Below are 16,250 nucleotides of genomic sequence, written 5' to 3'. Positions count from 1 at the left end.
CAAGATACGTGCAAAACGTGAGGAGGGTAAAAATTGGAAAACTTAAAACAAAATCCAATCGTTAAGAAGCTCGGATTGAACAGAATACTTCTTGTCTGTGTTCTGATTCTTATGTTCCTGGTTTTTAAAGTAGTTCTTGGAAACAAGTTTCCGGCTGTTGATAGTATCAAGTCTACTTTGAACTATGTGTATTTCCTGGGCTTCTTGTCACTTGGCGTTACATTCGTAATCGCTACAGGAGGAATTGATTTCTCCATCGGACCTGTAATGTTCTGCTGTGCACTGGTATCCGGTTACTGCATGACATCTTACAAGGTTCCCTGTGCAGTTGCCATGATCCTTTGCATTCTGATCGGTCTCTGCTTTGGTATTTTCAATGGCTGGATGGTTTCTTACATGTCAGTGCCACCATTCATTATTTCCATGGCATCCATGAACATTGCAAAAGGTATTGCTTCTGTATTCACAAAAACACAGTCTGTAAGCTGGCCGGCAGCTGGCGATGCAAACGGCTGGTTCCGTAATATCGTTTCCGTAAACGGCTTCCCTGTAGGAATTATTATTTTCCTGGTAATGGCAGTTATCTGCGGTATCGTTCTTTACAACACAAAACCGGGACGTTACATCCTCTGCCTTGGTTCCAACAAAGAGGCTGTCCGCCTTTCCGGTGTTAACACAAAGAAATGGGAAATGCTTGCTTATGTGATCTGCGGATTCCTGGTAGGTATTGGAGCACTCTTCTTTGTAGCTACATACACAACTGTTCAGCCTGGCTATGGCGATCAGTACAACAACGAGGCTATTGCAGGTTGCGTTATGGGTGGTACATCCATGGTTGGTGGACTTGCTTCCATCGGCGGTACTGTAATCGGCGTATTCATCATCTCTCTTCTTCAGCAGGGCATCATGGCATTTGGTCTTGGTAAAGGACAGCAGATGATCATCACAGGTATCATCGTTATCGTTGCAGTTTATATCGACGTTTCTGCAAGACGCAGAAAGAACTGATCTTAGAGGGAGGATGCGACAATGGGTGAAGTTATTTTAACTATGAAGGACATTGATAAGTCCTTTCCTGGAGTTCATGCTCTGGATCACGTTAATTTCGAAGTAAAACGCGGCGAAGTACATGCACTTATGGGAGAAAACGGTGCCGGTAAATCAACACTGATGAAGGTTCTTACCGGTATTTATCAGAAGGATTCAGGTTCCATCGTTTACAAAGGACAGGAAACAGAATTCCACAATACACGTGAGGCACAGGATGCCGGCGTTGTAATCGTACATCAGGAGCTGAACATGGTAGGTGATCTTACCGTTGCTCAGAACATCTTTATCGGACGTGAGCCGAAAAAAGGTTTCCGCATTGATGACAAAAAGATGATCGAGGATTCAAAGAAGCTTTTCCAGGATCTGAACATTGAGATCAATCCGAAGGAAAAGATGAAAAACCTGACAGTCGGAAAACAGCAGATGTGTGAGATCGCAAAAGCAATCTCTCATAAAGCTGAGGTCATCATCTTCGATGAGCCTTCCGCAGCACTTACCGAGAAAGAGATCGCGGATCTGTTCGAGATCATCCGTGACCTTCGTAAGAAAAATCTTGGTATCGTGTATATCTCACACCGTATGGATGAGATCAAAACCATCACAGACCGTGTAACAGTCATGCGAGATGGTGGTTACGTAGGAACCCTCATCACAAAAGACAGTACAAAAGAAGATATCATCAACATGATGGTTGGTCGTGTTATTTATGAGGATCCGAAGCAGGAGAGTGCGGTTCCGGCAGATGCACCGGTAGTTCTTAAGGTTGAGCATCTGAACGCAGGTAAGATGGTCCAGGATGTAAGCTTTGAGCTGAGAAAAGGCGAGATCCTTGGCTTCTCAGGACTGATGGGTGCAGGACGTACCGAGACAGCCAGAGCACTGTTCGGAGCAGATCCGAAGCAGAGTGGTAAAATCTCCGTTATGGGTAAAGACGGTCAGCTTCATGAGGTGACTATCAACAGCCCGCAGGATGCTGTTAAATGTGGTATCGGTTATCTGTCAGAGGACAGAAGAAGATACGGTGTTGTTGTACAGAAATCTGTAACAGAGAATACAACACTTGCTACAATGGAGAACTTTACAAACGGTCTCTTCATTAATAAAGCAAAAGAAAAGAAGTTACTGAGAAATATGTAAAAGAGCTTGCAACAAAGACACCTACAACAGATCAGCTGGTAGTAAACCTTTCCGGTGGTAACCAGCAGAAGGTTGTTATTGCTAAATGGCTGACACGAGACAGTGATATCCTTATTTTCGATGAGCCGACAAGAGGTATCGATGTTGGTGCCAAGAACGAAATCTACAAATTAATGAACAGACTGGCAGCAGAAGGAAAATCCATTATCATGATTTCTTCTGAGATGACGGAAGTTCTCCGAATGAGTGACCGTATCATCATCATGTGTGAGGGTAAAGTTACCGGATGTATTGATATCTCCGAGGCAACCCAGGAAAACATCATGGACAAGGCCACACGGAATATCGATTAAGGAGGAAAGTCATGACTAAGAAGAAAAAAGTATTTTAAGTGATCAGAGATTTATTGTTTTGCTCGTTATCATTGTCCTGTGTGCAATATTCTCAGGCTTGAGTAAAGAATTCAGACAGTACACCACGATCCTGAGTATGCTGGATTTCTCATATTACGATCTTCTTATGGCGATCGGAGTTACATTCCCGCTTATCACTGGTGGTGTTGACCTGTCAATCGGAACTGGTATGGTAGCATACGCACTGATCGCCGGAACACTGATCAGAAACAACAATTGCCCGGTAGCTCTGGCAATGCTGATCTGTATTGTTCTTGGTATCGCAGTCGGTGCACTGAACGGTGTACTGATCGGTGTTATGAACCTGCCGCCATTTTTGGCAACACTTTGTACCTGTATGATTACCCGTGGTGCCGGATCTCTCTGCAGTGCGACACCTTGGCCGGGACTTACACAGGACGGTGGATGGTTCCACACAATCTTTAAAGTAACCGTTGGTACAGGAAGAAGTGCTTCACGTTATCCGCTCGGTTTCCTGTGGATGATCATTCTGGTTCTTCTTATGGAGTACATCCTGAACCACACCAAATTCGGTCGTTACACAATTGCAATCGGTTCCAACAAAGAGGCAGCAGCCCTTTCTGGAATCAATACAAAGTTCTATCACGTAATGGTATACGTTGTCTGCGGTCTGTTTACAGGTCTTGCAGCAATCGCATACGCAGCAGTAACACCTACTGTACAGCCTGGTACTGGTGCCGGACTTGAGATGGATGCTATCGGTGGTGTATTCGTTGGTGGTGTAGCAGCTACCGGTGGATATGGTTCCGTAATCGGTACATTCGTTGGTATCTTCGTCATCATGCTTCTGAAAACAGGTCTTCCATACATCGGCCTGCAGGCAAACTGGCAGCAGATCATCACAGGTATCGTTCTGATCGTAGCCGTTCTGATCGATATCCTGAAAGAGAAAAAAGCAGCACATTGATATTAAGAAGTGTGTATAATAAGTAAGGGTGCTGTTTACAGAGAAATGTGAACAGCACCCGATAATCAAAGATGTGAAACGCCAAGGGGTAGCAACGGCGTATGAACATAAAAAAACTATATAATATATTTTAAGGAGGAAATATTATATGAAAGCAAAAAAGGTTATGGCATTAATGCTCTGTGCAGCAATGGTAACAAGCATGAGCGCAACAGCAGCTTTTGCAGCTGAGGAGAAAGAAGATGCAGCAACAGAGGAATCCGCAGATTCCACAGCAGCTGAGGATCCTACTGCACAGTTCGACGGACTGAAAGCAAACGAAGCTTATGTGTTCCCGATGATGGTTAAATCTTTCCAGTCCACATACTGGGATGCAGCTCAGGAAGGTATGAAGAAAGCATCTAAGGAGCTGGGCGTTGATTATAAACCACAGGGACCGAACAGTGAGTCCGATATCGCTGACCAGGTTAACATGATCAACACAGCTATCGCTTCCAATCCTGTTGGATTAGGACTTGCAGCTTGTGATACATCTTCCGTTACAGATGCACTTAAGACATGTGCAGAAAAAGGAATCCCGGTTGTAACATTCGATACAGGTATCGCTGATGCTCCGGAAGGATCTGTAGTATGCGAGGTTTGTACAGACAACGCACAGGCTGGTGCAGTAGCAGCTGAGAATATGTACAACTCCATTAAAGACGTTGTTAAAGATGCTGACGGACAGGTTATCATCGGTGAGGTTAACCAGGATGCAACAGCTCAGAACATCCAGCAGCGTGGTACAGGATTCATCAACAAGATGATCGAGCTTCTTCAGGCTGATGGCAAGACAGTTGCAGTAAGCGGTAACGAGTTCTATGTAAACGCAGCAGAGGGTGCTGACGCAGACGCTAAAGACGCTGACGTTGTTATCCAGGTAGCTGTTCCGGCACAGACAACTGTAGAGCTCTGCTCCACAGAGGCACAGGCAATCCTTTCCCAGGAGAACTGTATTGCAATCTTCGGTTCCAACCAGGTTTCCGCAGAGGGTGTTCTTGCAGCAAATGCTAACCTTAACGTTCTTGGTTCTGACCCGGCAAACGGTGATGTAGTTGGTGTTGGTTTCGATGCTGGTTCTATCATCAAAGCAGCTGTTAAAGATGGCACATTCGTTGGTGCTGTTACACAGTCTCCTCTTATGATGGGATACTATGCAATCTACGCTCTGACAGCAGCAGCAAACGGCCAGGAGCTTGAGGATGTTCCTACAGACGGTTACTGGTATGATGCAACAAATATGGAAGACGAGGATATCGCTCCTAACCTTTATGACTAATCATATAATTGATAAGATCGTGAAGTTATAATGAACGCGGATTGCGTTCACGGACGTATGAAATAAGAGATCCGCTGGCTGATTCAGTCAGCGGATTTTTTAAACAAATAATGTAGTAGTTCATAAATAATCGCTGTATTATTGGCAAATAAAGACACTTTTTTGACAAAAGAGGTTCTTATCACCGGAAGGATCCTGATGTATGATAAATACAACATCAGATATGAAAGTGATCAGAAGCTTACATATTGAGGAGGATTTAAAAATGGCAACATATTATTTAGCAGTAGATATCGGAGCATCCAGTGGACGTCACATTCTGGGACATATGGAAAACGGAAAAATGATCCTGGAAGAAATCTATCGTTTTGAGAACGGCATGGTTAAGAAGGATGGAGAGCTCTGCTGGGAGTTTGACCGCCTTTTCAACGAGATCGTAAACGGTCTTAAGAAATGTAAAGAGATCGGCAAGATCCCGGTAAGCATGGGTGTTGATACCTGGGGTGTTGACTTTGTGCTTCTTGACAAGGACGACAAGGTTCTTGGCAATACAGTAGGCTACCGTGATCATCGTACAGAGGGAATGGACGAGGAAGTTTACAAGACAATTTCCCTGAAAGATCTGTATGCAAGAACCGGTATCCAGAAAGCAATCTACAATACAGTATATCAGCTGATGGCAGTGAAGAAGAAACATCCTGAGTATCTGGAGCAGGCTGAGACACTTCTTCATGTACCGGACTACTTTCATTTTCTTCTTACAGGCGAAAAAACTTGCGAGTACACAGAGGCAACCACAGGACAGCTTGTATGCCCGACAACCAAGGACTGGGATTATGAGCTGATCGATATGCTGGGATATCCAAGAAAGATATTCCAGAAGCTGATCATGCCTAGCACAAGCATCGGACATTTAACAGACGCAGTGAAGGAAGCAGTTGGCTTTGATCTTGAGGTTGTAGCACCGGCTACACATGATACAGGGTCTGCAGTTCTGGCTGTGCCTGCAAATGATGACGATTTCATTTATATCAGTTCCGGAACATGGTCTCTGATGGGAATCGAGAGAAAAGAAGCAGACTGCTCTGAGAAGAGCTGTGAGATGAACTTCACAAACGAGGGTGGATATGCAGGACGTTTCCGTTATCTGAAGAACATCATGGGTCTCTGGATGATCCAGTCTGTACGTCATGAGTTTGATGATGCGTACAGCTTTGCACAGATCTGCGAGATGGCTGAGGAGGCAAAAGACTTCCCGTCAAGAGTAAACGCAAACGATGAGTGCTTCCTTTCTCCTGAGAACATGACAAAAGAGGTTCAGGACTACTGCCGCAGAACAGGACAGCAGGTTCCGGAAACTCTTGGCGAGATTGCAACCGTTATCTATACAAGCCTTGCAGATTGTTACGCTAAGATCGCAAAAGAAATCGAGGAGATGACAGGAAGAACCTACAGCCGTATCCATATCGTAGGCGGTGGTTCCAATGCAGGATACTTAAATGAGCTGACTGCAAAAGCTACAAAGAAAGAAATCCATGCAGGCCCTGGTGAGGCTACTGCAATCGGTAATATCACAGCACAGATGCTGAAGGCCGAGGAGTTTAAAACGATCGAGGAGGCTCGTACAACCATCCATGAGTCCTTCGGTATCAAAGTATACAAAGCATAAATAATTTGAGGTCTTATTATGTTAGTTAACACAATTTTGAGAAATGGGTAAAAGACGAGCATCTTGGAATGATCGCTTCTCATTATGACGGATTTGCACAGGGTAAAGCAGGTGTCCTTGACAGTATGCTGATCCCGGCATTCTCCATGCTGATCAAACAGGGTACTGCATGTGCGGTAGAGGGTGACATGAAGGTTGCCATGGCAAAACAGGCGGCGGATATCTGACGCAGTTCTATCCGTACACAGGTCCGGTGATCTACCTTGCGATCACTCAGGATAAAGACGGAAACTTCAAATTCGTTGTAGCTGAGGGCGTAAACGAGGAGGGACCGATCCTTTCCTTCGGTGATACAAACATGAGAACACGCTTCACATGCGGAGCAAGAGAGTTCGTTAACCGCTGGAGCGAGGCTGGCCCGACACATCATATGGCAGCTGCTACAGGAAGACACATCGATACGATCCTGAAGGTTGCAAAAAATCTTTAACGTACCGGTAGATATCGTGACAAGATAAATTCTTTCTTATGTATTCAACCTAAAACATATTCAAAAAAGGAGACTGCGCGGAGCGGTCTCCTTTTTCCGTGGGAAAAATAAGATAAAAAAGATCTGCCGGAAATGCAGCAGGCAGATTCGGCAGATTTTGGTTTTGCAGTTATTTTTTATGCATAAGTGTGTGCTCCCTGGAAAGCTCATCGTGCAGCTGGATGGAAGACCAGTGCTGAGTTACCGGTGTGAGCATGGCCTTCAGTGCAACAGGCGGGAGCTGGTTTTCACGGAAAAAAGCAAGAAAACTATCCATCTGTGCACTGGAAAAATCCTTCAGCACGATCATCTCATCACTGAAATTGTTTCCCAGATTAAACTGGGATGAGGGATGAAATCCCGGAATCTCAAAAAGATATCCTAGCGGATGAAGAAATTCCGGCGCAGTGACGATCCGTGTCTTAACCTTCTGACGATTCAGATAGCGGCGGATCTGACGAAGCCGTTCCGGGTCGTTAAAATTATATAAAAGAGCTTCTGGCTGTGTATTCATATAGTGTCATACCTCATTTCTGAATAAAGATTTTTGTGGAACATAAGTTACTTTTCGCGATGTGCAGGGAAGCGGATCTCAACCTCTGTCCCTTCTCCAGGCTTGCTGGAATAAGTGAGTCCGTAATTATTTCCATAGAGAATTTGGAGTCTCCGGTGTGTATTATAAACTGCGATATTGGTGCCGCCGGACTGGCTTTTTCCCTTTCCGGAAAGGATAGTTGACAGGATTTCCGGCGAAATCCCAACACCGTCATCGGAAATCAGAAGAACAATATTCTCAATGTGGAGATGCGTCTGCCCAATCAGTACGAAAATATGATCTCTATGACAACACTGGATTATATTGAACAGAAATACCGGACTGCTACGCTGACGGAGCTTTGTGGTCGTCTGCATCTTCCCATGCATGTCCTCAGTAAGATGATCAAGAAAAGCACAGGGTTTAATTTCAAGGAACTTCTTCAGAGAAAACGTCTGAACAAGGCTGTAGAGCTGATGTGTGAAACTGATCTGCCTGTCAGTGACATCATTGCGGCTGTAGGCGATGAAAATAACAGTTATTTTCATCGGGTATTCAAGGAACATTATCACATGACACCGCGGGCGTTCCGGGTGAAAAACAGTGAGAAAGAACAGTTGAGGCTGTAACAGCCTCAACTGTTTTTTTAAATATCATGGAATTGTCCGATCTTGTTTTTGATCCGCTGCATTTCGTTATCCATATCGATCACAGTGCGGGCGCAGTTCAGCAGTTCATTGCTGACATCCTCATAACCGTCCATTTCTTCGATATTCTGCTTGTAACGCAGCTGATGCTCCAGAGTTGCCCAGAAATCCATACCGTTGGTACGGATCTGGATCTCTGCACGCATGGGAGTTTTTCCCTTGGAGAAGAATACGGGGATTTCCACGATCATGTGATAACTGCGGTAGCCGTTTGGCTTTGGATTTTTGATATAGTCCTTTACCTGGATGACGGTAATGTCATCCTGCCTGGTGATCAGGTCTGCAATAGTGTAGATATCATCGATAAAGGCACAGACAACACGGATGCCTGCCACGTCATTCAGCTGATTCTGAATATTCTCCGCAGTAAACTCATAGCCGAGCTTTTTGAGCTTTTTGTAAATGCTTTCCGGCTTTTTGATCCTTGTTTTGATGAAGGAGATCGGGTTACGTTTATATTCCAATGAAAATTCATCGTTGAGGACTTCCAGCTTGGTGCGTACCTCACGGACCGTACATCGATACATCATCATCAGATCATTAAATTTTGCGGAATTTTTGATAAAAACCTGTGGATCGGGGGTATCCAGCCAGGTGTTTGTATTTCTTTCAGCCATAGTGTTTTTCTGGTGAAACTCCTTTCTTATGTAATATTTATAACAATTACTTTCATACAATTATAGAACAAAATGATATTTTTTCAACATTTGTATTGACATATCAGAAAAGCTGTGCTATTTTATAGAAAAAGTTTAATTAAGTAAACCACTAAACCACTAAACCGTTGAAGCGGAGATAAAGATATTCATGCGCGCACAGAGAGTCCGGGAGGGTGAGAGCCGGGTCGAGAGGCAGTTTATCAAATGGACCGCAGAGGGCACAGGGAAAGATATTTTCGGGTATCAAGTATTCTGTGACGTGAGGGCATACGTCAGTTGCCGGGAATATGAAGGTATTCCGCCAAGTGCACGGGTCAGACCGTGAATCAGGGTGGCACCGCGGGTGATTTTGAATTTAGAGCTCGTCCCTGACAGAACCAGATTCTGTCGGAGACGGGCTTTTCTTGATTTTATGAGCAAGCAGCGAATGCAGATCACGAATGTCCCGTCCTCCGGTAAGGAATGAAAAACTCAGGAGGGCCTGTATATGTATCCAACATTAGAAAAAATCAAAGAACTCGCACAGTCAGGCGAATACCGGCGAATCCCTGTATGCAGAGAGCTGTATTCCGACCGCTATACACCCGTAGAAGTCATGAGGACCTTACGCACAGCCAGCAGACATTGCTATCTTCTGGAAAGTGCCAGCCAGACAGAGGTATGGGGACGCTATTCCTTCCTGGGATATGAGCCATCCATGGAGATCACCTGTACAGACGGAAAGCTTCAGATCCGCAGGATCCATGAGGACGGAACTGAAGAAAAAACCGTACAGCAGGCGAAGCATCCGGGAGATGCTATTCGGGAGATCCTGAAAGAATACAAAAGCCCGGTGCTGGAAAATATGCCGACCTTTACCGGAGGTCTGGTAGGATATTTTTCCTACGATTATATTAAGTACAGCGAGCCGAAGCTGAAGCTTACCGACGAGACAGTACAGGATTTTCGGGACATGGATCTGATGCTTTTTGACCAGGTGATCGCCTTTGACCATTACAGACAGAAGGTGCTTCTGATCACCGGTGTGATGACGGATGATCCGGAAAATTCCTATCAGAAGGCGGAAGCAAAATTAAAAGAGATGGCAGATCTGATCCGAAACGGAAAACAGAAGGAATTTCCGTCTTTGAAACTGAAATCTTCCATTGAGCCGCAGTTCCCGAAAGCAAAATACTGTGAGATGGTTGAGAAAGCGAAGCATTACATACACGAAGGAGATATTTTCCAGGTGGTGCTCTCCAATCCGATGCGAGCGAAAGCAGAGGGAAGTCTGTTTGATACATACCGTGTTCTCAGGGCTACCAATCCTTCGCCGTATATGTTTTATTTTTCCAGTGATGATATTGAGATTGCAGGAGCCTCCCCGGAAACACTTGCCAGGCTTGCAGGAACAGAATTAAGTACCTTCCCGCTTGCAGGAACAAGACCAAGAGGCAAGACAAAAGAAGAAGACCTGGCGCTGGAAAAAGGACTCCTGGCTGATGAGAAGGAACGTGCCGAGCATAACATGCTGGTGGATCTTGGGCGAAATGATATCGGAAAGATCAGTAAGATCGGTACCGTGAACGTAGAAAAATATATGTGCATCGAGCATTTTTCTCATGTGATGCATATTGGTTCCACAGTTACCGGCCAGATCCGGGATGACAGGGATGCGGTGGATGCAGTGGATGCCATCCTTCCGGCAGGAACACTTTCCGGAGCACCGAAATTCCGTGCCTGCCAGATCATCCAGGAACTGGAACAGAGCAAGCGAGGCATTTACGGCGGTGCTATCGGATATCTGGATTTTGCCGGAAACCTGGATACCTGTATTGCCATTCGCCTGGTTTATAAGAAAAACGGTGAGATCTGTATCCGGTCAGGAGCAGGGATCGTAGCAGACAGTATTCCGGAAAGTGAATTTCAGGAGTGCTGCAACAAGGCAAGAGCCGTTGTACAGGCAATCGAAACTGCACAGGAGGGACTGGAATGATAGTACTGATCGATAATTATGATAGCTTTTCCTACAATGTTTACCAGCTGATCGGTTCTGTGGAGCCGGATATCAAGGTGGTAAGAAATGATGAAGTGACCATCAAAGAGCTGGAGGCTATGAAGCCGGAGGCATTGATCCTTTCCCCTGGTCCGGGAAGACCGGAGGATGCGGGAATCTGTATTGAATCCATAAAATATTTCAAAGACAAGCTGCCGATCCTGGGTATCTGCCTTGGACATCAGTCCATCTGTGAAGCCTTCGGAGGGACAGTATCCTACGCAAAAGAGCTGATGCACGGAAAGCAGAAAGAGATACATAAAGTTGGAAAGAGCCTGATGTTTGAAGGACTTCCGGAAACTTTTCCGGCAGCCAGATATCACTCACTGGCAGCTATCCGGGATACCTTACCGGAGGAACTGGTTGTTACCGCTGAGTCTGAGAACGGAGAGGTGATGGCACTGGAGCATAAAGAATATCCGATATTCGGATTACAGTTCCATCCGGAATCTGTTATGACACCGGATGGAAAAACAATGATCGAGAACTTTATGAAGGTTATCAGAGACAGATAAGACAGAGAACAGCAATCCATAAAAGATAGAATCGTTACAGAACAGGAGGAAACAACAATGATCAAAGAAGCAATCATCAAGCTTTCAAAAAAAGAAGATCTTACATATGACGAAGCAGAAGCCGTAATGAATGAGATCATGGACGGAGCGGCAACACCGGTACAGATGGCATCCTACCTTACTGCACTTTCCCTGAAAGGAGAGACTATTGATGAGATCACTGCATCAGCAGCCGGAATGCGTGCACACTGCATCAAGCTTCTCCACGATATGAATGTTCTGGAAATCGTAGGAACCGGTGGTGACGGAGCAAACTCCTTTAACATTTCTACGACATCTTCTCTTGTGATCGCAGCAGGTGGCGTTCCGGTAGCAAAACACGGAAACCGTGCAGCATCTTCCAAGAGCGGTGCAGCAGATGTTCTGGAAGCACTTGGCGTAAAGATCACCATTCCGCCGGAAAAAAGTGCAGAGATCCTGAAAAAGATCAACATCTGTTTCCTGTTCGCCCAGAATTATCATATTGCCATGAAATATGTGGCACCGATCCGTAAAGAGCTGGGAATCCGCACGGTATTTAATATTCTCGGACCATTAAGCAACCCGGCAGGCGCAAACATGGAGCTGATGGGAGTCTTTGACCAGTCTCTGGTAGAGCCGCTGGCACAGGTTATGATGAAGCTTGGCGTGAACCGTGGAATGGTAGTTTTCGGGCAGGATAAGCTGGATGAGATCTCCATGAGCGCACCGACTTCTGTGTGCGAGATCAAGGACGGATGGTTCCAGTCCTATGAGATCACACCGGAGCAGTTCGGCTATACACGCTGCAGCAAAGAAGATCTGGCAGGCGGCACATCGGCAGAGAACGCAGAGATCACAAAAGCCATTGTAAACGGAAACGAAAAAGGCCCGAAGCGTCAGGCGGTCTGCATGAACGTAGGTGCAGCACTTTATATCGCAGGAAAGGCAGAGAGCCTGGAAGCCGGCGTAAGAAAGGCTGAAGATCTGATCGACAGTGGTGCAGCTGCTGCCAAGCTTGAGGAATTTATCAAATTAAGTAACGAGATTTGAAAATAATAGCGGCAGAAGAGAAATCGGCAATCCCTATCGGAAGAGATACGAACGGAAACATTAATCTGTCAGACTTCTTGAAATTGCCGAATGAGAGTTGAACTGAAATATCAAGGAGACAAACAAAGAATGAGCGAAAAAAACATTCTGGAGGAAATCGCAGAAAAAACAAGAGAACGTATCCGGAAGGAAAAACTTCAGTTTCCCCTGGATCAGCTGAAAATCCTGGCAGAAAAAGCACCACAGCAGCCGTCCTTTCTGGAAGCGTTGAAAAAGCCGGGTATGTCCTACATCTGTGAAGTAAAAAAAGCTTCCCCCTCCAAGGGGCTGATCGCACCGGAATTTCCGTATCTGGAAATTGCGAAAGAATACGAGGCAGCAGGTGCATCTGCGATCTCCTGCCTCACAGAGCCATTTTATTTCATGGGAAGTGACACTTATCTCCGTGAGATCACAGAAACAGTGGATATTCCGGTTCTTCGGAAGGACTTCACGGTGGATAAGTACATGATCTATCAGGCAAAAGCATTCGGTGCATCGGCTTTACTTCTGATCTGTGCTATCTTAAATGACCAGGAACTCCTGGAATACCGAGAGCTTGCAGAAACTCTGGGAATGGATGCACTGGTGGAAGCTCATGACGAGAATGAAGTGGCAAGAGCATTAAAGACAGGTGCAAAGATCGTCGGTGTAAACAACCGTGATCTGAAAACCTTTAAGGTTGATATGAATAACAGCATCCGTCTTCGAAACCTGGCATCGGACAATGTGGTATTTGTGTCTGAGAGCGGAATCAAAAACGCAGGTGATATCGCTATCCTGGAAAGAAACCGGGTAGGTGCAGTCCTGATCGGTGAGACCCTGATGCGAAGCCCGGATAAGAAAGCAGCATTGGAAAATCTGAATGGTGGAGCGCTTGTATAAAGGCCAAACGAAAGAATAGAGCAAATAAGTAACAGAGCTGACCAGCAGCAAATAGTAACGAAACAGGAAGGGGCAGGGTCAGACAGAAAGGGCAGGATTGGCTGAATATGAGAGAACAACCGTTGAAACATGGGAGCAGAATCAGGATCAAGATCTGCGGCCTGACCCGCCCGGAAGATATCCAGGCAGTTAACCAGGCTAAACCGGACTTTGCAGGATTCATTGTAGAATTCCCAAAAAGCAGAAGAAACGTCACCGTGGAGCAATTGAAGGCTCTCCGGGAAGAACTGGATGATAGCATTTTGCCGGTAGGCGTATTCGTCAATGCACCGGTGGAGCTTCCCGCACAGCTTTTAAACGAAGAAACCATCGCACTGGCACAGCTTCACGGCCAGGAGGACGAGAATTATATCAGACAGCTTAAGACCATGACAGACCAGATTCTGATAAAGGCTTTTTCCATAAAAACAGAAGCAGATATAAAGAAAGCGGTCCGTTCGGAAGCAGACTATATTCTGCTGGATCAGGGCGCAGGAGGAACAGGAGAAACTTTCGACTGGAGTCTGGTACCGGCGATCAAACGTCCCTGGTTTCTGGCAGGAGGTCTGGGCTGTGAAAATCTGGAATCGGCCATACATCTGCTTCACCCCTGGGCAGTAGATTTAAGCAGCAGTGTAGAAACCGACGGTCACAAAGACCCGGATAAAATATTAGAAGCAGTATACGCAGTAAGGAACATAAAGGAGGAAATATAACATGTCAAAAGGAAGATTCGGCATCCATGGCGGACAGTACATCCCGGAAACACTGATGAACGCCGTTCTGGAGCTTGAGGAAGCATACAACCATTACAAAAACGATCCGGAATTCAACCGTGAGCTCACAGAGCTTCTCAATGAATACGCAGGAAGACCATCCCGTCTTTACTATGCGGCACATATGACCGAGGACCTTGGCGGAGCCAAGATCTATCTGAAAAGAGAAGACTTAAACCACACAGGAGCCCACAAGATCAACAACGTACTTGGTCAGGTGCTCCTGGCAAAAAAAATGGGCAAGACCCGTGTCATCGCAGAGACAGGAGCCGGCCAGCACGGTGTTGCAACTGCAACCGCAGCAGCACTGATGGGAATGGAATGTGAGGTATTCATGGGAAAAGAAGACACGGAACGTCAGGCACTGAATGTTTACAAAATGCGTCTTCTCGGAGCAAAAGTCCATGCAGTCACAAGCGGAACCGCAACCTTAAAGGATGCCGTTTCCGAGACCATGCGTGAGTGGACAAACCGTATTGCAGATACCCATTATGTACTGGGATCTGTTATGGGCCCGCACCCGTTCCCGACCATCGTACGTGATTTCCAGGCCGTGATCTCCAAGGAGATCAAAGAACAGATGCTGGAAAAAGAGGGCAGACTTCCGGATGTTGTCCTGGCCTGTGTGGGCGGCGGCTCCAATGCTATCGGAACTTTCTACAATTTCATTGAGGACAAAGACGTTCGTCTCATCGGCTGTGAGGCAGCAGGACGTGGCGTGAATACTGCGGAGACTGCGGCAACCATCGCAACCGGTCGTCTCGGAATCTTCCATGGTATGAAATCTTACTTCTGCCAGGATGAGTACGGACAGATCGCACCGGTATACTCCATCTCCGCAGGTCTTGATTATCCGGGTGTAGGTCCGGAGCATGCACACCTTTATGATATCGGAAGAGCAGAGTACGTTCCTGTTACAGATGACGAAGCAGTAGAGGCTTTTGAATATCTTTCCAGAACAGAAGGAATCATTCCTGCGATCGAAAGTGCCCACGCAGTGGCCTATGCGAAAAAGATCGCACCGACACTTGGAAAGGACAAGATCATGGTAGTTACCATTTCAGGACGTGGAGATAAGGACTGTGCGGCAATTGCCCGCTACAGAGGGGAGGATATTCATGAATAAGAGAATTACAGAAGCATTTGCAAACGGAAAAGCATTTATTCCTTTTTTAACCTGCGGAGATCCGTCTCTGGAGGTAACAGAGCAGCTGGTTTATGCAATGGAAGAAGTAGGAGCAGATCTGATCGAGCTTGGGATCCCGTTCTCAGATCCTACCGCAGAGGGACCCGTGATCCAGGAAGCTAATGTCCGGGCACTTGCAGGCGGCGTGACTACAGATAAAGTTTTTTCAATGGTAGAAAAAATCCGTAAAAATACAAAAATCCCAATGGTATTCATGACCTACGCAAACGTAGTATTTTCTTACGGAACAGAGCGTTTTATCAAGAAAGCAGCGGAAGTTGGAATGGATGGACTGATCCTTCCGGATGTTCCTTTTGAAGAAAAAGAAGAGTTTGATGTTGTGTGCAAACAGTACGGCCTTGACCTGATCTCCCTGATCGCACCGACCTCCCATGAGCGGATCGCCATGATCGCAAAAGAGGCGGAAGGATTTGTTTACTGCGTATCTTCCCTTGGTGTAACAGGAATGCGTACCAGCATTACCACAGATATCGGAGCTATGGTGAAATTAGTAAAAGCCCAGAAAGACATTCCATGTGCAGTAGGATTCGGAATCTCCACACCGGAGCAGGCAAAAAAAATGGCAGATCAGTCAGACGGTGCCATTGTAGGATCTGCGATCGTGAAGCTTTGTGGTGCCTACGGCAAAGACTGCGTGCCGAAGGTGAAGGCTTATGTGAAAGAGATGAAGGATGCGATCAGATAAGTTCCCGGCTGAAATCGCAACACAGATCACAAAGTGTAATAAAAATCTGCTTT

General features: G+C 46.0%; 17 protein-coding genes and 1 pseudogene. 15 read left to right on the top strand and 3 right to left on the bottom strand.

The features are described from left to right. Window positions 1-33: 33 nt before the first annotated feature. From CK1_RS16650 to CK1_RS16620, 7 genes and pseudogenes are all read left to right on the top strand, one after another. Window positions 34-1,008, top strand: a complete 975-nt coding sequence (locus CK1_RS16650) for an ABC transporter permease (protein WP_129974804.1) — start codon at window positions 34-36, stop codon at window positions 1,006-1,008. Window positions 1,009-1,029: 21 nt separating this feature from the next. Further along, window positions 1,030-2,540: pseudogene (locus CK1_RS16645) on the top strand (sugar ABC transporter ATP-binding protein). Window positions 2,541-2,637: 97 nt separating this feature from the next. After that, a complete protein-coding gene (locus CK1_RS16640) occupies window positions 2,638-3,528 on the top strand; it encodes an ABC transporter permease (protein ID WP_353611193.1) in 891 nt (296 codons plus the stop codon). A gap of 148 nt (window positions 3,529-3,676) precedes the next feature. Next, window positions 3,677-4,846 (top strand): substrate-binding domain-containing protein, encoded by a 1,170-nt coding sequence (locus CK1_RS16635; RefSeq protein ID WP_015527298.1) that lies wholly within the window; start codon window positions 3,677-3,679, stop codon window positions 4,844-4,846. Window positions 4,847-5,111: 265 nt separating this feature from the next. Next, window positions 5,112-6,515, top strand: a complete 1,404-nt coding sequence (gene rhaB / locus CK1_RS16630) for a rhamnulokinase (protein WP_015527297.1) — start codon at window positions 5,112-5,114, stop codon at window positions 6,513-6,515. Window positions 6,516-6,583: 68 nt separating this feature from the next. Next, entirely contained in the window at window positions 6,584-6,742 is a 159-nt protein-coding gene (locus CK1_RS16625) for a hypothetical protein (RefSeq protein WP_015527296.1), read from the top strand. A 26-nt stretch (window positions 6,743-6,768) separates the two neighbouring features. Continuing rightward, the gene (locus tag CK1_RS16620; RefSeq protein WP_306289013.1) at window positions 6,769-7,005 is read left to right on the top strand and encodes a hypothetical protein; all 237 of its coding nucleotides are present in this window, start codon (window positions 6,769-6,771) and stop codon (window positions 7,003-7,005) included. A gap of 169 nt (window positions 7,006-7,174) precedes the next feature. Here the strand turns inward: CK1_RS16620 and CK1_RS16615 are convergent, their stop codons facing one another. Continuing rightward, window positions 7,175-7,558, bottom strand: coding sequence for a DUF3783 domain-containing protein (locus CK1_RS16615; protein WP_015527295.1), 384 nt, complete (start codon window positions 7,556-7,558; stop codon window positions 7,175-7,177). Window positions 7,559-7,605: 47 nt separating this feature from the next. After that, window positions 7,606-7,956 (bottom strand): sensor histidine kinase, encoded by a 351-nt coding sequence (locus tag CK1_RS16610; RefSeq protein WP_015527294.1) that lies wholly within the window; start codon window positions 7,954-7,956, stop codon window positions 7,606-7,608. Here CK1_RS16610 and CK1_RS16605 point away from each other — a divergent pair. Further along, complete coding sequence (locus CK1_RS16605; RefSeq protein WP_243148537.1) at window positions 7,849-8,208, top strand: helix-turn-helix domain-containing protein; 360 nt, start codon at window positions 7,849-7,851, stop codon at window positions 8,206-8,208. The genes CK1_RS16610 and CK1_RS16605 overlap by 108 nt on opposite strands. A gap of 17 nt (window positions 8,209-8,225) precedes the next feature. Here CK1_RS16605 and CK1_RS16600 read toward each other — a convergent pair whose 3' ends face one another. Further along, a complete protein-coding gene (locus CK1_RS16600) occupies window positions 8,226-8,903 on the bottom strand; it encodes a GTP pyrophosphokinase (protein ID WP_015527292.1) in 678 nt (225 codons plus the stop codon). A gap of 529 nt (window positions 8,904-9,432) precedes the next feature. Here CK1_RS16600 and trpE point away from each other — a divergent pair. The 7 genes from trpE to trpA all read left to right on the top strand — a co-directional run bounded on the left by trpE (window position 9,433) and on the right by trpA (window position 16,197). Next, on the top strand, window positions 9,433-10,920 hold the full coding sequence (gene trpE / locus CK1_RS16595; protein ID WP_015527291.1) for an anthranilate synthase component I: 1,488 nt from the start codon (window positions 9,433-9,435) through the stop codon (window positions 10,918-10,920). Further along, complete coding sequence (locus tag CK1_RS16590; protein WP_015527290.1) at window positions 10,917-11,495, top strand: anthranilate synthase component II; 579 nt, start codon at window positions 10,917-10,919, stop codon at window positions 11,493-11,495. Before trpE ends, CK1_RS16590 begins: the two co-directional genes overlap by 4 nt. A 57-nt stretch (window positions 11,496-11,552) precedes the next feature. Then, the gene (gene trpD, locus CK1_RS16585) at window positions 11,553-12,566 is read left to right on the top strand and encodes an anthranilate phosphoribosyltransferase (protein ID WP_015527289.1); all 1,014 of its coding nucleotides are present in this window, start codon (window positions 11,553-11,555) and stop codon (window positions 12,564-12,566) included. 129 nt (window positions 12,567-12,695) lie between these two features. Next, window positions 12,696-13,490, top strand: a complete 795-nt coding sequence (gene trpC, locus CK1_RS16580; protein WP_015527288.1) for an indole-3-glycerol phosphate synthase TrpC — start codon at window positions 12,696-12,698, stop codon at window positions 13,488-13,490. 107 nt (window positions 13,491-13,597) lie between these two features. Beyond that, on the top strand, window positions 13,598-14,245 hold the full coding sequence (locus CK1_RS16575; protein ID WP_015527287.1) for a phosphoribosylanthranilate isomerase: 648 nt from the start codon (window positions 13,598-13,600) through the stop codon (window positions 14,243-14,245). A gap of 1 nt (window position 14,246) precedes the next feature. After that, window positions 14,247-15,431, top strand: coding sequence for a tryptophan synthase subunit beta (trpB, locus tag CK1_RS16570; RefSeq protein WP_015527286.1), 1,185 nt, complete (start codon window positions 14,247-14,249; stop codon window positions 15,429-15,431). Next, window positions 15,424-16,197 (top strand): tryptophan synthase subunit alpha, encoded by a 774-nt coding sequence (gene trpA / locus CK1_RS16565; RefSeq protein WP_015527285.1) that lies wholly within the window; start codon window positions 15,424-15,426, stop codon window positions 16,195-16,197. The genes trpB and trpA overlap by 8 nt, the downstream gene beginning before the upstream one ends. Window positions 16,198-16,250: the final 53 nt, after the last annotated feature.

Source organism: Ruminococcus sp. SR1/5 (genome assembly GCF_000209835.1).
GTDB lineage: Bacteria > Bacillota > Clostridia > Lachnospirales > Lachnospiraceae > Blautia_A > Blautia_A fusiformis.
The sequence above is the reverse complement of the archived record's forward strand: the minus strand, read 5'-3'. Positions and strand labels throughout refer to the sequence as shown.